At 70.0% G+C, this 16,656-nt stretch carries 17 protein-coding genes; 9 read left to right on the top strand and 8 right to left on the bottom strand.

Annotated features, from left to right (window positions below; all coding sequences use genetic code 11):
• Positions 1 to 86 precede the first annotated feature (86 nt).
• The 5 genes from ACIBLC_RS11295 to ACIBLC_RS11315 all read left to right on the top strand — a co-directional run bounded on the left by ACIBLC_RS11295 (position 87) and on the right by ACIBLC_RS11315 (position 5,040).
• Entirely contained in the window at positions 87 to 1,010 is a 924-nt protein-coding gene (locus tag ACIBLC_RS11295) for a MurR/RpiR family transcriptional regulator (RefSeq protein ID WP_399210567.1), read from the top strand.
• Positions 1,011 to 1,259: 249 nt separating this feature from the next.
• Positions 1,260 to 1,640: a hypothetical protein gene (locus ACIBLC_RS11300; protein WP_399210568.1), complete on the top strand. Its 381-nt coding sequence runs from the start codon at positions 1,260 to 1,262 to the stop codon at positions 1,638 to 1,640.
• Between the two features lie 85 nt (positions 1,641 to 1,725).
• The gene (locus tag ACIBLC_RS11305; protein WP_399210569.1) at positions 1,726 to 2,037 is read left to right on the top strand and encodes a YkvA family protein; all 312 of its coding nucleotides are present in this window, start codon (positions 1,726 to 1,728) and stop codon (positions 2,035 to 2,037) included.
• A gap of 74 nt (positions 2,038 to 2,111) precedes the next feature.
• The gene (locus tag ACIBLC_RS11310; RefSeq protein ID WP_399210570.1) at positions 2,112 to 3,623 is read left to right on the top strand and encodes a CAP domain-containing protein; all 1,512 of its coding nucleotides are present in this window, start codon (positions 2,112 to 2,114) and stop codon (positions 3,621 to 3,623) included.
• A 172-nt stretch (positions 3,624 to 3,795) separates the two neighbouring features.
• Positions 3,796 to 5,040: a serine hydrolase domain-containing protein gene (locus tag ACIBLC_RS11315; protein WP_399210571.1), complete on the top strand. Its 1,245-nt coding sequence runs from the start codon at positions 3,796 to 3,798 to the stop codon at positions 5,038 to 5,040.
• 18 nt (positions 5,041 to 5,058) lie between these two features.
• Here ACIBLC_RS11315 and ACIBLC_RS11320 read toward each other — a convergent pair whose 3' ends face one another.
• Together ACIBLC_RS11320 and ACIBLC_RS11325 are read right to left on the bottom strand one after the other, a co-directional pair.
• Complete coding sequence (locus ACIBLC_RS11320) at positions 5,059 to 7,404, bottom strand: glycoside hydrolase family 65 protein (protein WP_399210572.1); 2,346 nt, start codon at positions 7,402 to 7,404, stop codon at positions 5,059 to 5,061.
• Positions 7,401 to 8,141, bottom strand: a complete 741-nt coding sequence (locus ACIBLC_RS11325) for a beta-phosphoglucomutase family hydrolase (RefSeq protein ID WP_399210573.1) — start codon at positions 8,139 to 8,141, stop codon at positions 7,401 to 7,403. The genes ACIBLC_RS11320 and ACIBLC_RS11325 overlap by 4 nt, the downstream gene beginning before the upstream one ends.
• A 244-nt stretch (positions 8,142 to 8,385) precedes the next feature.
• Here ACIBLC_RS11325 and ACIBLC_RS11330 point away from each other — a divergent pair, with 244 nt between their 5' ends.
• Complete coding sequence (locus ACIBLC_RS11330) at positions 8,386 to 8,676, top strand: hypothetical protein (RefSeq protein WP_399210574.1); 291 nt, start codon at positions 8,386 to 8,388, stop codon at positions 8,674 to 8,676.
• A 66-nt stretch (positions 8,677 to 8,742) separates the two neighbouring features.
• On the opposite strand, the gene ACIBLC_RS11335 is transcribed toward ACIBLC_RS11330, so the two are convergent.
• From ACIBLC_RS11335 to ACIBLC_RS11345, 3 genes are all read right to left on the bottom strand, one after another.
• Positions 8,743 to 9,189, bottom strand: coding sequence for a DUF2267 domain-containing protein (locus ACIBLC_RS11335; RefSeq protein WP_399210575.1), 447 nt, complete (start codon positions 9,187 to 9,189; stop codon positions 8,743 to 8,745).
• 67 nt (positions 9,190 to 9,256) lie between these two features.
• Complete coding sequence (locus tag ACIBLC_RS11340; protein ID WP_399210576.1) at positions 9,257 to 9,652, bottom strand: DUF2267 domain-containing protein; 396 nt, start codon at positions 9,650 to 9,652, stop codon at positions 9,257 to 9,259.
• Positions 9,653 to 9,763: 111 nt separating this feature from the next.
• Entirely contained in the window at positions 9,764 to 10,198 is a 435-nt protein-coding gene (locus ACIBLC_RS11345) for an Hsp20/alpha crystallin family protein (RefSeq protein WP_399210577.1), read from the bottom strand.
• Between the two features lie 129 nt (positions 10,199 to 10,327).
• On the opposite strand from ACIBLC_RS11345, the gene ACIBLC_RS11350 reads away from it, so the two are divergent.
• Entirely contained in the window at positions 10,328 to 10,993 is a 666-nt protein-coding gene (locus tag ACIBLC_RS11350; protein ID WP_399210578.1) for an HSP18 transcriptional regulator, read from the top strand.
• Positions 10,994 to 11,384: 391 nt separating this feature from the next.
• Here the strand turns inward: ACIBLC_RS11350 and ACIBLC_RS11355 are convergent, their stop codons facing one another.
• Positions 11,385 to 12,149 carry an SDR family oxidoreductase gene (locus ACIBLC_RS11355; RefSeq protein ID WP_399210579.1) on the bottom strand — a complete coding sequence of 255 codons (765 nt, stop codon included), beginning with the start codon at positions 12,147 to 12,149 and terminating at the stop codon, positions 11,385 to 11,387.
• A 101-nt stretch (positions 12,150 to 12,250) separates the two neighbouring features.
• Here ACIBLC_RS11355 and ACIBLC_RS11360 point away from each other — a divergent pair, with 101 nt between their 5' ends.
• On the top strand, positions 12,251 to 13,099 hold the full coding sequence (locus tag ACIBLC_RS11360) for a helix-turn-helix transcriptional regulator (RefSeq protein WP_399210580.1): 849 nt from the start codon (positions 12,251 to 12,253) through the stop codon (positions 13,097 to 13,099).
• Positions 13,100 to 13,281: 182 nt separating this feature from the next.
• On the top strand, positions 13,282 to 13,938 hold the full coding sequence (locus tag ACIBLC_RS11365) for a nucleoside/nucleotide kinase family protein (protein WP_399210581.1): 657 nt from the start codon (positions 13,282 to 13,284) through the stop codon (positions 13,936 to 13,938).
• On the opposite strand, the gene ACIBLC_RS11370 is transcribed toward ACIBLC_RS11365, so the two are convergent.
• Both ACIBLC_RS11370 and ACIBLC_RS11375 read right to left on the bottom strand, forming a co-directional pair.
• Positions 13,925 to 15,757, bottom strand: coding sequence for a hypothetical protein (locus ACIBLC_RS11370; protein ID WP_399210582.1), 1,833 nt, complete (start codon positions 15,755 to 15,757; stop codon positions 13,925 to 13,927). The genes ACIBLC_RS11365 and ACIBLC_RS11370 overlap by 14 nt on opposite strands.
• Positions 15,758 to 15,760: 3 nt before the next feature.
• A complete protein-coding gene (locus tag ACIBLC_RS11375) occupies positions 15,761 to 16,648 on the bottom strand; it encodes a carbohydrate ABC transporter permease (RefSeq protein ID WP_399210583.1) in 888 nt (295 codons plus the stop codon).
• Positions 16,649 to 16,656: the final 8 nt, after the last annotated feature.

Below are 16,656 nucleotides of genomic sequence, written 5' to 3' on the forward strand. Positions count from 1 at the left end.
GCATGTCACGCCCAGTGCCATCCACCCGGGCGGGCACAGTCCGTGAGCTATGTTGAGTGCTTGTGGGACACGAAGGAGGCACATCTGTGCCATCGCCGCAGCAGGCACGCGCGCAGGCATCTGCGATCACCTCGGGGAAGACGGTCCCGGAGGTGGGCGCCGCTCCCACGTCCCAGCTCAGAGAACTGTTCGACGGGCGCCGGCTCTCCCCGGGACAGCGCCGGATCGCCCAGTACCTGATCGAGCACATCACCGAGGCTGCGTTCCTGTCGATCACCGACCTCGCCGAACGCGTGGGCGTGAGCCAGCCCTCGGTGACCCGTTTCGCCGCGGCGGTCGGCTTCAGCGGTTACCCCGCGCTACGGGAGACGCTCCAGTCGATCGCGCTCAGCACCCTCGGCAGCGCGCCGGGTACCGCCGCGGAGGCCACGAGCAACGAGCTCCAGGCCGCGGTGGACGCCGAGATCCAGAACCTGGAGAACCTGCGCCGGGACTTCGCCGATCCGGACCAGGTGATCCGCGTCGGCCGGGCGCTGTCGAAATCGGCCCCGCTGACAGTGCTGGGGCTGCGGATCTCCGTATCGCTGGCCGAGTACTTCGCGTACGCCGCGCGGCGGATCCACCCGGACGTGCGGCTGGTGACCCGGGGCGGCAGCGTCGCCTATGACGCGCTGCTCCAGTCCCGGTCGGCGGGCGGCACCTGGGTGCTGGCCTTCGACATGCCCCGGCATGCCCAGGAGACGTTCACCGCGGTACGGGTGGCGCGCAGCGCGGGTCTGCGGGTGGCCCTGATCACCGACCTGGCGCTCGGCCCGGTGGCCGACGAGGCCGACGTCACCTTCGCCACGGGCACCGGATCACGCCTGGTCTTCGACTCCTACGCGGCGCCTGTCGTGATGTCGGCCGCGCTGCTCCAGGCCATGACCGACGACGACCCGGAGCGGACTCAGGCCCGCCTGGAGGAGTACGAACAGGTCGCCGAGGAGCACCAGTTCTTCCTCAAGGACTGAAGACCCTCCCCGCGACTTCGCGACTATTTTCCGATACCGCCACATCTGTGGATCGTTCATCCGAAATACAGCATGAATGTTTTCATGTTCTTGCGTATCCGGCGGTATATATAAATACTTCTCGAGTCCACCCGGGCCCTCCGCTCCTACCCGCTCCGGGTTCCTGGTGGCCGCGGTGGCGGCCCCGGCCATCCCCTAGACCGGGGCCGCCCCCAACTCCCCCGCCGACGTAACCCGGAAGCGACGAACATGGCCCTGACGACGTACTCCCCGATCACCTCGGACTGGCCGTGCCAGGTCAAGACCCCCGGCAGCTTCGACTGGGAGCGGTCGGCGGTCAGATGGCTGCGCGAGCTGGTGCCGGCCCGCTACGCCAGCTACCCCGCGCTGATCAAGCACCCGGTGCTGCTCGCCCGCCACGCGCAGATCCAGGTGCAGCACGAGATACGGGTCGCCCGCACGGCCCTCCAGACCGCCCGCGCCGAACTTCCCGCGCTCGGTCTGCACGAGGGGGTCATCGAGCACACCATCAAGTTGTACGCGGCGGAGGTCCTCCAGCTTCAGCACATCGCCCGCAGCATCCGTGCCGTCAGCCAGGCGCTCGTGGACGGCAACGTTCCGCGGAGTTGAGTTCGGCCCGATCCGGTGCGGTAGGAAGGGCCTGAGCGGGAACACGTGATGCAGCAACGGCCCCCCGAGAGCCCTGGACGGACGCATGGATTCCACGACCTGGACGATCATCGTCATCGTCGCGATCCTGGGTGCCGTCGCGCTCGGCCTCGCGATCTCACTGCTGGTCCGGCTCGTCCGTGCCCGCAGCGAACTGCGCCGGGCGGGGCTTCCGTCCGGCCCCCGCTGGGTGTTCTGGGGCGCCGTCGCCTATCTCGTGCTCCCGACCGACCTGCTGCCCGACCCCATCTACCTGGACGACATCGGCGTACTCCTGATGGCCCTGCGTTCCATGCGGGCGTCGACAGGTGCGCGCGCGAGTATCGACGGGAACCCCGGCGCCCCGACGAAGCGTTGACCATCCGACGGCCCTCGGCGTGAATGCCCTCGCCGAAGGCCGTTTTCGGATCGCTACGTCGACGGGGCGGCACCATGACCGAGCTGGTTCCCGGGGGCAATGTGCCCCTTCCGGGCGGCATCCTGACTCTCCGGGTGCCCGGCCCCTTCGACGTCTGCGCGCTGATCACCGATGACGGCGGAAAGGTGCGCGGCGACGGCGACTTCGTGTTCTACAACCAGCCGACCACGTCCGGCGCCCGGCTCCAGGGCCAGGAGCTCGTCATCGACCCCCGCGGACTGCGGGCCGGAGCCAGCCGCGTCACCGTCGTCATCAGCTCCGCCGACCCCGCGACACCCCTGGCCAGGCTCCCTGCTCCCACTCTGCATATCACCGGACCGGGCTCGCGCGCCCTCGCCCGGTTCACTCCGTCACGCCCGCAGCGGGAGACCGTACTGCTGCTCGCCGAGATCTACCGGCGCGGCGGCGCGTGGAAACTGCGCGCGCTGGGCCAGGGATACGCGGACGGACTGGCGGGCGTGGCACGCGACTTCGGGGTCGATGTCGCCGAGGACACCGCGATGCCGGGCAGCGCACCCCACAGGGGCGGGTCGACCGGGCGGGTGCACACCGCGCCGCACGGCCGTGGGCCCAGCGGCCGGATGCCCTCCGCGCCTCAGGCCCACGGGCCGACCAGCCGGATCACCCCCACACCCCAACCCCACGGATCGACCGGCCGGGCGACTCCCACCCCGCGCGCCGGCGGACAAACCGGCCGGGCGATCCCTAGCCCGCGACCCCACGGACCGACCGGCCAGGTGGCCTCCGTACCCGGCCCGGACGGATTCCTCGGCCTGGTGAACTCCGCACGCGCGCGGGCCGGTTCGCCGCCCGTGTCCCTGGACGCCCGGCTGACGGCCGCCGCGCGCGCCCACGCCGGTGTGATGGCCGCTCGCGGGGTCCTCGGCTCCGAGGGCCCGGACGGCACCTCCGTGTACCAGCGCGTCACGGCGGCCGGATACGCGTATCTCACCATCGGCGAGCACCTGGTCTCCGGCCCGCGCACGCCGGACGACTTCGTGGAGTACTGCCTGTCGTCCGAGCAGACCCGGCGCACGCTGTGCGAACCCGGGTTCGACCAGGCCGGTCTCGCGTGCGTCGCCGACCGCTCCGGCGGCCTGTACTGGACGGCACTCTGGGCACGGCCCTTCAGCCCTGGCGCTCTGGCGCGGACCGCGAGCGAGGTCGTCGCGCTCACCAACGCCGAACGCGCCGCGGCGGGACTGCCGCCCCTGTCGGCCGACCCGTCACTGACCAACGCGGCGCAGGCGCACAGCGACGACATGGTGGCCCGCGCCTTCTACTCCCACACCTCCCCCGGCGGCGCCCAGCCCTGGGACCGTGCCGCCGCCGCGGGAAGCACCCGCCGCACCATCGGGGAGAACATCGCCTGCGGCCAGCGCTCCCCCGCCGAGGTCGTCCTCGGCTGGATGAACAGCCCGGGCCACCGCGCCAACATCCTCAAGCTCGCCTTCACCCATATAGGTATAGGCCTGGCCGGCGGCGGCAAGTCGGGCACCTACTGGACGCAGCTCTTCGGCGCCTGACACGCCGGACTGCTCCAACTCACCGCTTTCGCTTCACTTTTCTCCGATTCTCTCCGATGCTGTGCAACCCCTGTGGCCCGCGGTGCGTAGAAATAGTGACGGCGTCCGCATCCGCGGCGCGGTTCGGGCCGGAACTCCGCACCGGCAGAAGCGACTCGGGAGAAGAATTCAGATGGTCTCAGGAACGGTCGGCATGGGTACGGCACTGGGCGCGGTTCTGGTGTCCCTCCTGGCAGTGCCCGCACAGGCGGCCCCCGCGGGCGCCGAGAGTGCGGCGGGCGCCGCCGCCGAGGAGTTGGCGGCGCCGGACGACGCGGGCCTGCGCGAGGTACTGCGTACAGCGCTGGCCCAGGGGGCACCCGGCGCGATGGCGCGGATCGACGACAACGGCACCGTTCACCGGCTGTCCGAGGGAGACGCCGACCGGGTCACCGGGCGGGCCCTGAACACCGCCGACCGGTTCCGCGTCGGCAGTGTGAGCAAGAGCTTCACGGCCGTGGTACTGCTGCAACTGGTCGACGAGGGCAAGCTCGACCTGGACACCTCGGTGAACAGCTATCTTCCGGGGCTGCTGCCCGACGACCGGATCACCGTGCGCCATCTGATGAGCCACCGCAGCGGTCTGTACGACTACACGAACGACATGTTCGCGCAGACGGTCCCGGGCTTCGAGTCCGTACGCAACAAGGTGTTCAGCTACCAGGAGCTGGTGGACCTGTCCCTGGCGAAGCCGCTCAACAACGCGCCGGGCGCGGCCTATTCGTACTCCAACACCAATTTCGTCGTCGGCGGCATGCTCATCGAGAAGCTCACCGGCCGGTCCGTCCGCACGGAGTACCAGCAGCGCATCATCAAGCCGCTGAAGCTGACCGCCACCTCCTACGTCCACCCGGGCACCGCGATCGCCGGCCGGCACGCCAACGGCTACCTCCCGGACGACGAGCCCGGCCTCCCCCTGGTCGACGCCACCGAGCAGACGGTCTCCTGGGCGCAGAGCGCGGGCGCGATCATCTCCAGCACCCGTGACCTGAACACCTTCTTCTCCGCGCTGCTCGGCGGCAGGCTCACCTCCGCCGCCCAGCTCGCGCAGATGCAGCAGTGGACCCCGGTGAACAGCACCCAGGGCTACGGCCTCGGTCTGCGCCGCCGCGACCTGTCCTGCGGCGTGTCGGTCTACGGACACACGGGCACCGTGCAGGGCTTCTACACGTACGCGTTCACCTCGAAGGACGGCAAGCGCAGCGTCACCGCGCTCGCCAACACCTCGAACAACGGCACGGTGCTGAACACGATGGCCCGCACGCTGGAATCCGCGTTCTGCGGCAAGCCCCAGACCACGGCCGCCGCGCGCGGCAGGGCGGCCGTGGAGCAGGTGGAGCGGTACGAGGACATCGCGCCCGCCGTCGCGCGCGACTGACGTCCGGGACCCTGCGCCTCACCCGTGACTGTTCGGCCGCCGGTGCGGCGGCTGGTCCGGGGCGGGGCGCAGCCTGGGGGCAGGGATCGGGAGGCTGTGGGGCTTGTCGGCGTCGACGGTGACGGTTTCGCCGTAGTGGCGGATCTCCAGGGGTTCTCCGCTCAGGATCGTGTACGTGGCGGTGGCGGGACCGATCTCCACGCGCAGGCGGCGGCCGAGGAGTTCCAGGTTGAAGGCGAGCCGGTGGAACCGCTCCGGCAGCCGGGGCTTGAACTCCAGGGTGCCGCCGTGGTGGCGCAGCCCTCCGAAGCCGGCGACCAGGGCCATCCAGGTGCCGGCGAGCGAGGCGATGTGCAGACCGTCCCGGGTGTTGTTCTCCAGGTCGCGCAGATCCATCAGCGCGGCTTCCACCAGGTAGTCGTAGGCGAGCCCCGGATGCCCCGCCTCAGCCGCGATCACGGCCTGGCAGCAGGCGGACAGGGAGGAGTCGCGGACGGTGAGGGGCTCGTAGTAGGCGAAGTTGCGGGCCTTGTGCTCGTCGTCGAAGTAGGGGCTGCACTTGTACATGGCGAGCACCAGGTCGGCCTGTTTGACGACCTGCTTGCGGTAGATGTCGAAGTAGGGGAAGTGCAGCATCAGTGGGTACTGGTCGGGGCGGGTGGCGGCGAAGTCCCAGCGCTGGTAGCGGGTGAACCCCGCGTTCTGCTCGTGGACACCGAGTTCGTGGTTGTAGGGGACGTGCATGGCGCCCGCGGCGTCGCGCCAGGCGGCGCTCTCCTCGTCGTCGACACCGAGTGCCTCCGCCTGCCGCGGGTGGCGCTCGACGAGGTCCGCGGCCGCCAGGAGGTTCGCACGGGCCATCAGGTTGGTGTACGTGTTGTCGTCGGCGACGGCGCTGTACTCGTCGGGGCCCGTCACCCCGTCGATGTGGAAACCGCCCTGGCTGTCGTGGTGGCCGAGGGAGCGCCACAGACGGGCCGTCTCCACCAGCAGTTCGACCCCGGTGTCGCGTTCGAAGCGCTTGTCGCCGGTGACGGTCGCGTAGTGCACGACGGCGTCGGCGATGTCGGCGTTGACGTGGAACGCGGCGGTCCCGGCCGGCCAGTACGCCGAGCCCTCCTCGCCGGCGATGGTCCGCCAGGGGAACGCGGCGCCGCGCAGGCCGAGTTGGGTGGCCCGCTCGCGGGCGGCGGGCAGGGTGCTCTGGCGCCAGCGCAGCGCTTCGGCGACGGCCCCGGGCGCGGTGTAGGTGAGCAGCGGAAGCACGAAGGTCTCGGTGTCCCAGAAGGCGTGACCGTCGTACCCGGATCCGGTCAGTCCCTTCGCCGGTATCGCGCGCTGTTCGGCGCGGGCACCGGCCTGCAGGACGTGGAAGAGCGCGAACCGTACGGCCTGCTGGATCTCCTCGTCGCCGTCCACCTCGACGTCCGCGCGCGCCCAGAAGTCGTCCAGGTAGGCCCGCTGTTCGTCGACGAGCCCCTGCCAGCCGCCGTGCTGGGCGGAGGCGAGCGCCGCGTCGGCCTGGGCCCGCAGGGCGGGCAGCGACCGGGTGCTCGACCAGCCGTAGGAGACGAGCTTCTCCACGTGCAGTTTCTGGCCGGGCTCCAGTACGGAGGTGACGGTGAGGCGGGCGACGTCGCTGCTGCTCTCGCTGCTCGTGGTGGTCGGCTCGGGTCCCGTCACGCGATGGTCGGCGGCGGTGGCGACCCGCAGTCCGCTGCGCCGGGTGCGGTGCACGAGCTTCAGGCGCCCGCCCTCCGCGAAGTGCTCCTCCCCTTCCAGCGGGGACTCCAGGACGATCGCGGCCCGCGGATCGCCGTTGCGGGACGGTAGTTGCTCGTTGGCGACGAGCTCCGACTGCACGACGACACGGACCCGGGAGTCGACGGCCTCCACCTCGTAGGAGACGGCGGCGATCGCGCGCTGGGTGAAGGACACCAGCCTGGTGGAGCGGACCCGGACCGTGTCGCCCGCAGGTGAGGTCCATTCACAGGTCCGGGTGAGCAGACCGGTACGCAGGTCGAGGACGCGCTGGTGGGAGCGGAGCCGTCCGTAGCGCAGGTCGAACGGCTCGTCGTCGACCAGCAGTCGGATGATCTTGCCGTTGGTGACGTTGATGACCGTCTGGCCGGAATCCGGGTAGCCGTATCCGGCCTCGGCGTACGGCAGCGGGTGGACTTCGTGGACACCGTTCAGGTAGGAGCCGGGAAGGCCGTGCGGTTCACCTTCGTCGAGGTTTCCGCGCCAGCCGACATGGCCGTTGGACAGCGCGAACACCGACTCGCTCTGCGGCAGTACGTCCAGGTTGAGGACGCGCTCGCGCAGCGTCCACGGTTCGACGGCGTACGACGTGTGGGTGATCACGCGTTCTCCCCCAGTTCCGCGAGATCCTGTACGACGATGTCCGCGCCGTGCGCGCGGAGTGCGGCTCCCTGGCCGACGCGGTCGACACCGACGACGTAGCCGAAGTGGCCCGAGCGGCCGGCGTCCATGCCGGCCAGCGCGTCCTCGAAGACGGCGGCCTGCGAGGCCTCGACTCCGAGGTCTCGTGCGGCGGCCAGGAAGGTGTCCGGTTTCGGCTTGCCCGGCAGGTCGCGCTCGGCGGCGACGACGCCGTCGATCCTGACCTCGAACAGGGACTCGGCGCCCACCGCGCGCAGGATGTCACGGCAGTTGGTGCTGGAGGAGACGACCGCGGTCCGCAGACCGCTGGCACGGACCGCCTCGACATAGCGCAGCGTTCCGTCGTACGCCTCGACGCCGCCGCTGCGGATCAGCTCCAGGAGCAGGTTGTTCTTGCGATTGCCCAGTCCCTGGACGGTCTCCTCGTCCGGCGAGTCGTCGGGTTCTCCCTCGGGGAGTTCGACGGCGCGGGAGGCGAGGAAGGCGCGGACGCCGTCCGCACGTGGGCGTCCGTCCACGTAGTCGTTGTAGTCGGCGTCTTCGAAGGGTCGGAATCGCTCGCCGTCCCGGCGGTGCAGGAACTCGTCGAACGTCCGCTTCCAGGCGGCCGCGTGGACGACGGCGGTCTTGGTGATGACCCCGTCGAGATCGAAGAGGCAGGCCTGGATTTCTTTGGGAAGACCGAGCTGCTCTGTCATACGGGCAGTGTGCCCCGAGGATCCATGGCCACGGGGTGGCGCACGCCACACGTTTCCGGGGCGGCGGTCGGGTGACCTAGGACTTCTTCAAGTCCGCCCGGTAGGCGCGGTACAGCGCGGTGCCGTCGTCGCAGCGTCCTGGCGGGTCCGGGTACGCGCTCCAATTCGAAGCTCCACCACCGCACCGTCCAACACACTGCACCTACGCACTACCGCCGGGCAGCGGGTGGGGCGGGACGCTCTGATGCCCGCGCAGCAGTACCTGCTGGAGACGCTCGGCATCGAGCCCGCGGGCGAGGGTGAGGCGGTCGGGCGGTGCGGCGGTGCGGCGGTGCGGCGGTGCGGCGGTGCGGCGGTGCGGCGGTCGCAGGATGAACGGTGGGACACCAACCTGGCCGCCGCCGCCCGCCAGTTCCCTGCTCGCGAAGGCCACCTGCGCCCGTCGCGAGGTCATCGAGAGTACGTGAACGGCGAGTTGATCAAACTCGGGGTATTCCTCGATGAGCTCGGCATGCGCTGGGCCTCGGAAGCGTGAGGTTCTGCGAAATGATGGGGTTCTCGGTCCCAACCCTGACGTGTGTCCGCGCGCTGTCGGCGTGGGTCAGGCGGCGGCGGGCTCGGGCCGGCGCAGTTCGGCCTGGCCGAAGAGGAGGGCGTAGCCCCCGGGGAGCCGGCGCAGGATGCGGGCGAGGAGGTCGGAGCCTGCGAGGCGGGTGACGACGGCGAGGACGGCGCCGGTGTCCCAGCGGGCGGTGGCCGGGGTGGCGTCGGTACGTGCGGCAAGGTCTTTGACGAAGCCCCAGCCGGTGAGGTGTTCGGTGTCGGGGATCTGGGCGGTCAGGGTGAGGGCGGCCTCGACGGGCAGGCACTGGGCGAGGTCGACGCGTTCGTCGCCGGTGAGCTGGCGTCCGAGGGCGGTCAGGACGTGGTGGACGGTTTCCGCGGCGCGTTCGCGGGTGGGGTAGGCGCCTTCGTAGCGCACGCTTTCCAGCATCTGGTCGAACGTCATGGCGGGGGTGGCTCGGTTCGGTCGAGGCTGGTCGTACATGGTTGAGGCTGCCTTTCTCTGCGAAGGATCCGGCTTCCGGCCGGGGGAGGTCAGGTGGTCTGGGCGGTCAGGTGGGCTGGGGGTGGCCGAAGAGGAGGTCGTAACCGGGCGGGAGCTGGAGCAGGACCTCACGGGTCAGGAGGTCACCCGCGGCGGCGGCCGCGGTCGACAGGACCGCGCCGATGTCCCACAAGGCTGTCTTCTCGGTTGCGCCCTCGATCCAGGCCGAGGTCGCACGGACGAACCGCTCCGGTGAGAGCGGCTCCGCGGCTTGGAGGGGATTGAGGAGGATCAGCGCGTATGTCTCGGGCAGCCGGGCGGCGAGCTCGGCCCGCACGCCGCCGACCAGGTGTGCGCCCAGCAGGGCCAGGACGACGCGGGCAACACGATCGGCCTCTTCCGGGGTTTCGTACTCTCCGCGTTCCTGGACATGGGCCAGGAACGGCTCCCTGCGCATCGACATCACATCACCTTGGGGAATGGGGTGAAGGGGCCAGAGAGGGGAGCGGCGGGCGGGGTGCCGGAGGGGGAATCGGCTTTCCCCGCCCTCCGCTGCCGACTGGTATTGGAAGGTTCAGCCGGAGATCTGCTTGCGGCCGCTTTCGCCGCCGATGCTGATCTTGCGGGGCTTGGCGCGCTCGGCGATCGGGATCCGCAGGGTCAGGACACCCGCGTCGTAGTCGGCCTGGATGCGCTCGGTGTCCAGGGTGTCGGCCAGGACGATCTGGCGGGAGAAGACACCGAGGGGGCGCTCGGAGAGCTCCGCCTTCACGGAGTCGGCCTTCGTGACCGGGCGGCGCTCCGCCTTCACGGTCAGCATGTTCCGCTCGACGTCGATGTCGATCGCCTCGGTGCTCACGCCGGGGAGGTCGAAGGCGATCACGTACTCCTCGCCCTCACGGTAGGCGTCCATGGGCATGACCGAGGGCTTCGACCAGGTCCCCGACGTGCCCGACAGCTGCTGGACGATCCGGTCCATCTCGCGGAACGGGTCAGTGCGCATCAACATCGCGAAACACCTCCAGTTGGTTCAGGCAGAAACTGCCAATGCGCTTCAACGTGCATCCGTTGTAGCATGTCATCGAAACGATGACAAGCGTGGAGTCATCTGGAGGATGACTAGACGACGGAGGGTCCCATGACCGAGCCCGCCCCACCGACCTCACCTGTCCCCTTCCCCGCCGCCGCGGCAGCACTGGAAGCCATCAACCAGTCAGTAAAGGACGCGCAGCAGCCCCCAGCACACGTGCCTGCCGCAGCGCCGCCCACGGTCGGCTCCGGCCCACACCCGGCCCTGGCCGCACTGCTGACGCTGCGCGAGGTCCGCGAACAGCTCGCCGGATGGGAGAGCGGCCTGATCGAAACCGCCCGCGGCCAGGGCGCGAGCTGGGCCGACCTCGCCGGACCCCTCGGAGTCGCCAGCCGGCAGGCCGCCGAACGCCGCTACCTGCGCCTGCGCCCCGGCACCCCCGGCTCCACCGGGGAAGAACGTGTCCAGGCGACCCGTGACATCCGCGCCGCCGACCGCACCGTCACCGCCTGGGCCCGCGACAACGCCGCCGATCTCCGCCGCCTGGCCGCCCAGATCACCGCCCTCACCGACCTGCCCGCCGACGCCGCAGACGCGGTCGGCGCCCTGAACCAGGCCCTCGGCCACGACGACGCCGCCCGCCTCGTGCGCCCCCTGACCGACACCCGGACCCATCTGCGGCCCGAGGACGCCGACCTCGCCGCACGCATCGACACCCTCACCCGGCACACCGAACAACTCCGCCAGAACACCCACGGCCAACGCAGCACCTGATCAGCACTCGCCCCGGGGACGGCCGCCGACGGCCTGGGGTGCGCCCTCCCCGCAAAACTGGCCGCGGCCGGGCGCCGGGATCCCCATCGGCAGCGGCTCGCAGCCGGCACGCCCGTGGTGAACGTGGCGAGCCGGCCTGAGGCGATGCCGTGAGGCGGTCACAGAGCGGCCCGGCCTGCCAGGCATGCGGACGTGACGGGAGCCTGTGGCGGGTCGTGCGGGTGGACATGTCCCGCAAAGCTGCCTGAAACTAGCGTAATCCGCTCTTAGGATGCCGCCAGCGGCTGAGCCTTCGCGGTGGTGGTTCAGGGAACGGCGGTCTCCCACATCCAGCTGACGACGACACTGATCCTCGAGGCGCAGTCGGACGGACAACCGGGCCGCCGCCGGTCTACTCCTCGTGCGGGACGAGACCGTTGAGTGTCTCGACGACCTGGTCGTAGTCGCCGCGGGCCTCTCCGTAGCGCAGGAACTTCACCCGCTCGACCTGGATCTCCTTGGCGTGGGGCTGTGTCTCCAGCAGGCCGACCACTTCGGCGATGAACTCGTCGAGCGGCATGGCGTGTTCATTGTCCTCCTGTCCAGGCATCAGCGCGGTCTGGACGTACGGCGGTTCGAGTTCCATGATCCGCAGCGAGGTGTCGGCGAACTGGAGCCGGAGAGACTCGCTGAGCATGTGGATCGCGGCCTTCGACGCGTTGTAGCTCGGCGTGATCTTGAGAGGCGTGAACGCCAGCCCGGAGGAGACAGTCATGATCGTGGCGTCCGGCTGCGCCCGCAGATGTTCGACGAACGCCGCGATGAGCCGGACCGGGCCGAGGAGGTTCGTCGTCACCGTGGCTTCGGCCGCGGCGAGAAACGATGCGGGACTGCGCCAGTCCTCGGCGTGCATCACACCGGCCATGGTGACGAGGACGTTGAGGTCCGGATGGTCGGCCAGCACCTGCTTCGCGGCGGAGGCGATGCTCGCCGCGTCCGCGGTGTCGATCCGTACCGTGTCGATGCCCGGGTGCTCGGCGGCGATCTGTGCCAGCAGCTCTCCACGCCGGCCGCCGACGATGACCGTGTTTCCCCTGGCCTTCAGCTCAAGGGCCAGAGCGAGACCGATGCCGCTGGTCGAGCCCGGGATGAAGATGGTGTTTCCGGAGATGTTCATGCCTCGATCGTCGTCGGATCGTCGTCGCGGGTGCAGAGAGCGGTTATCGGGGGATCGGTTGTCCCTGGCTCGCTCAGCGGCGACGGAAGATAATCGACCATATGGACCGTTCAGCACTGGCCGACTTCCTACGCCGCCGCCGCGAGGAGCTCCAGCCGGAGGACGTCGCCCTACCTCTGGGCACGCGTCGGCGGACCCAGGGTCTGCGCCGTGAGGAGGTCGCGTCACTCGCCGTGATGTCGACCGACTACTACACGCGGCTGGAGCAACGACGCGGCCCGCAACCCAGCGAGCACATGCTGGCCTCGCTCGCCCGGGCGCTGCGGCTCACGGACAACGAGCGCGACTACCTGTACCGGATCGCCGGACGCAACGCACCGGCGTCACTGTCGGCCTCGCCCCATGTCTCCCCCGCCCTGCTGCGGGTACTGGACCGTCTCAACGACACTCCGGCGCTGATCTTGACCGACCTGGGCGAGACACTGGTGCAGAACAGGATGGCCACCGCCCTGTTCGGGGATGCGTCGAAGCACACGGGCCCGGCCCGCAGCGCGATCTACCGCTGGTTCACCGACCCCGCGGAGCGGCTGGTCTATCCCGAGGCCGACCGGGACCGGCAGAGCCGCGCCCATGTCGCGAACCTGCGCGCCGCCCACGGGTTGCGCGGGCCTCGGTCGCAGGCCGGCGAGCTCGTAGGAACGCTGCAGAAGTCGAGCAGGGAGTTCGCCCAGCTCTGGATCCGGCACGAGGTCGCGCAGCGGTTCGAGGACCACAAGACGCTCATCCATCCCGAACTCGGCTCGATCGAACTGGACTGCCAGGCGCTGTTCACCGAGGACCAGTCCCAGACACTGCTCGTGCTCACCGCTCCCCCACGGACCGAGGACTACCAAAAACTCCAACTGCTCGCCGTCCTCGGCCTGAACCGCTTCGCCCCGACGGAACACTGAGGGAAAAAGCTGGTCACAGCGGGCCCTGTGGACTGTGTTCAGTACCGTCATCGAATCGAGGAGCTGATCGCATGGGGGCGGGACGACGAGGAGGACGGGGTGCCGCCGAATCGGGCGACGGTCGACCTGGACGGCCGGGCGGCGGTCGTCCGGATGCCGCGGACCGCCCGACAGGAGCGTCCGTGACCTTCGACGAGCCGCGCGACTTCGCCGGACTCATCGAGCGGGCCGCCTCTCTCGTACGTCCCGGGCACCGCGCCCTCCTCGGCATCGCCGGCAGCCCGGGATCGGGCAAGACCACGCTCGCCGAGCGGCTGGTCGGGGAGCTGAACGGTGCCGGGCCCGCCTGGGCCGCCCATGTGCCGATGGACGGGTTCCATCTGGCGGACGTCGAGCTGGACCGGCTGGGCCGCCGCGACCGCAAGGGCGCGCCCGACACCTTCGACGTGGCGGGGTACGCGGCCCTGCTCCGCCGACTGCGCGAGGACGAGGACGACCTGGTCTACGCGCCCGGCTTCGAACGCACCCTGGAACAGCCCATCGCCGCGGCCGTCCCCGTCCCCCGCACCGCCCGCCTGATCATCACCGAGGGCAACTACCTTCTCCTCCGTGACGACGCCTGGACCCGGGTGCGCTCCCGACTGGACGAGGTCTGGTTCCGCGAGCTCGACGAGACCGAGCGCGTACGCCGCCTCGTGGCCCGGCACGAGCGGTTCGGCAAGGACCACGACACGGCGATCGCCTGGGTCCTGGGCACGGACCAGCGCAACGCCGACCTGGTCGCCGCGACCCGGGACCGCGCCGACCTGGTGGTCGGGGAGGTACTCAGCGGGGACTGAGTTCCAGTTCCGGTTCTCCCTGGGCGTCGCCCGCGGGGTCTCCGATCCGGGCGGTGAACGCCTCGGTGCGGACCGTGAGTCCTGTCGGGGTGTGCTCGAAAGACGGGGTGAAGGGGCCGCCCGGGCCGTAGCGCACGGCGAAGATGTGCAGGGTCTCCGGTGCGCCGGGGGCCGGTTCCGCTTCGAGGGCGGTGGAGGCGACGAGGCGGCGCCAGCCGTCGTCCGGGTTGCCGTAGCCGCGCGGATCGGCGACCAGGGCGAAGGCCGCCTGCTCCTGGGTCCGCTCCGCACGCGCGTCGAAGTGGTCCACACTCTCCGTGAGCGGGTGCGTGAGGCGCAGGCCGCCCGCCGAGGTCACGTCGGCCTCCGCGGTCCTGCGCACCCGGTCGCCGTCGTCGGTGGCGTACGGCAGCCCGGCCAGGAGGTACGGCGTTCCGTCGAGCCGTTCCACGGCGACGGTCACCCACAGGCTGGTGCCGTCCGTGACGTACAGGGACCGGACATGGCGCAGGACGTGGTCACGGCCGACGACCGGCTTGGTGACGAGTTTGGCCGTCAGCGCGTCGGTGCGGAGGTCGCGCGCCCGGGTCTCGCCCATGGGGCGGCACAGCAGGAAGCCGTCGGTGACCGGGCCGAAGCCGTGCTGGCGGTTGACGGCCGCGGCCAGGTAGTACGTGCCCGCCGCCTCGATCAGTGACGGGGTCATCCTGTCGTCGAAGGCCACCGAGACCCGGCCGGCGCGGAGTTGATGCCGCACGGGGTCCTCGGAGGGGGTGCGGTGCCAGGGCGTGGTGTCCTGGATCTGCCAGACCAGCATGAAGGCGAAGTGGCCGTCGATTCCGCCGTCCCGCTGGACGGCGTGCCTGCCCCAGCGGGTGTCGCCCCGGTAGCGGCCGAGGTCGGCGCCGACGCGGTGGCCGAAGTAGCGCAGCCCGAGGACGGCCTCGAATCCGGAGTGCTGCTCGCTGTAGCGCGGGCCGCCGTTGTCGAAGCCGCCGACGGTCAGGCGCGCGTCGATGTACCGGGCGAGCGCGTCACCGTCCTCGGCGAAGATCTCCTCGCCGCTGACGCGGTGCGCCTGGGCGAGGAAGGAGAGGGAGATCGGGCCGTAGTTGTTGTCGTACGCGCCACCGTGCTCCGGGGGCAGCAGGGCACCCCGGTCGTGCACACGACGGGTGCGGATCTCGTCGACGTACAGGCCGACCGCCTTCGAGCGGACCGACTCCCCTTCCCCGGAGGTGAGATGGCGAGCGAGTCGCAGGCCGCCGACCACGCAGCCGATGGCCTGGTTACCGGCCTCCTGCGGGTTGAAGAAGGTCGCCTCCGTCAGCCAGCGCCAGTAGCCGCCCGCCAACTCCCGGAGCTCAGCGATCTGTTCGTCGTCGATAAGACCGTCGGCCATGTCCAGGACGTTGACCGCCTGGAGCAGCGCCCACACCGTGCTCGGCCAGTCGCCGATGGGATGCGCTCCCGCCTCCAGTACGTAACGGGCGTACGGGAGACCGGAGTCGCGCGTCCTCAGGTTCGGGTAGCCGGGGTTGTCCTCGGTGAACACGCGCTCGCGGAGGTGGAAGGCGAGGCTGCGTCGCACGGCCTCCGGCAGCCGCGGGTCCTTCGTGCGCTGCCAGGCGAGGGCGAGCAGGGAGGTGATGCCCAGCGACGTGTCGCCGATGTCGTCGACGGCGTCCGGGTGTTCGAGGCTGCCCTCCGCGGTGAGGCGGGCCAGGGCCTCCTCGGTGACGGCGGCGAGGACGGCGTCGTACGCGGCGGGATCGTCCGGAAGATCGTGCAACGGACCGCGCTGATGCGTGAGATGCATGTGTCAGCCCTTCATGCCCGAGGTCGCCAGGCCCTCTACCAGCCTCTTCTGGAAGATGAGGAAGCAAATGAGCGTGGGCAGGAGGGCGAGTGTCGACATGGCGAACATGGCGCCGTAGGAGGAGCCGCTGGTCTGGTCCATGAACAGGGTCAGACCGAGGGGGACGGTGAAGCGGTCGTTCTGCTGGAGGTAGACGAGCTGGTGGAGGAAGTCGTCATACGTCCAGATGAAGGTGAAGATCGTCGTGGTGATCAGCGCCGGCTTCATCAGCGGCAGGATGATCTTCCAGTAGATCTGGAAGGGATTGGCGCCGTCCATCATGGCCGCGTGGTCCAGCTCGCGCGGGATGGAGCGGATGAACTGGACCATCAGGAAGATGAAGAACGCGTCCGTGGCCAGGAACTTCGGCACGATGAGCGGCAGATACGTGTTGATCCAGGTCAGGTTGTAGAAGATCGTGTACTGCGGGATCAGGACCGCCTGGGTCGGCAGCATGAGCGTGCCCAGCATCAGGCCGAACCAGATCTTCTTGCCGCGGAACTCGAAGCGCGCGAAGGCGTAGGCGGCCAGCGAGCAGGAGATGACGTTGCCGATCACCGCGCCGATCGTGACGATCAGCGAGTTGGTGATGTAGAGGGAGAAGGAGTTGCCGGAGCCGCTCCAGCCCTCGGAGTAGTTCTCCGGGCGCAGCGCGTTCGGGATGAGCCCGGGGTGGGTGAAGATCTCGGTGTCGGGCTTGAAGGAGCTGCTGAGCATCCAGAGCAGCGGGTACAGCATGACGACCGCGACACCGATGAGCAGGGTGTGCATGTAGATGCGGCGGGAACCGGTGGCCGAACGCAGCTTCTGGAGCGGCGACTTCGGGGACTGGGCAGGGGTGATGGCGGACATGGGTGTGG

The organism is Streptomyces sp. NPDC050535, from assembly GCF_044457665.1.
Taxonomy (GTDB): domain Bacteria; phylum Actinomycetota; class Actinomycetes; order Streptomycetales; family Streptomycetaceae; genus Streptomyces.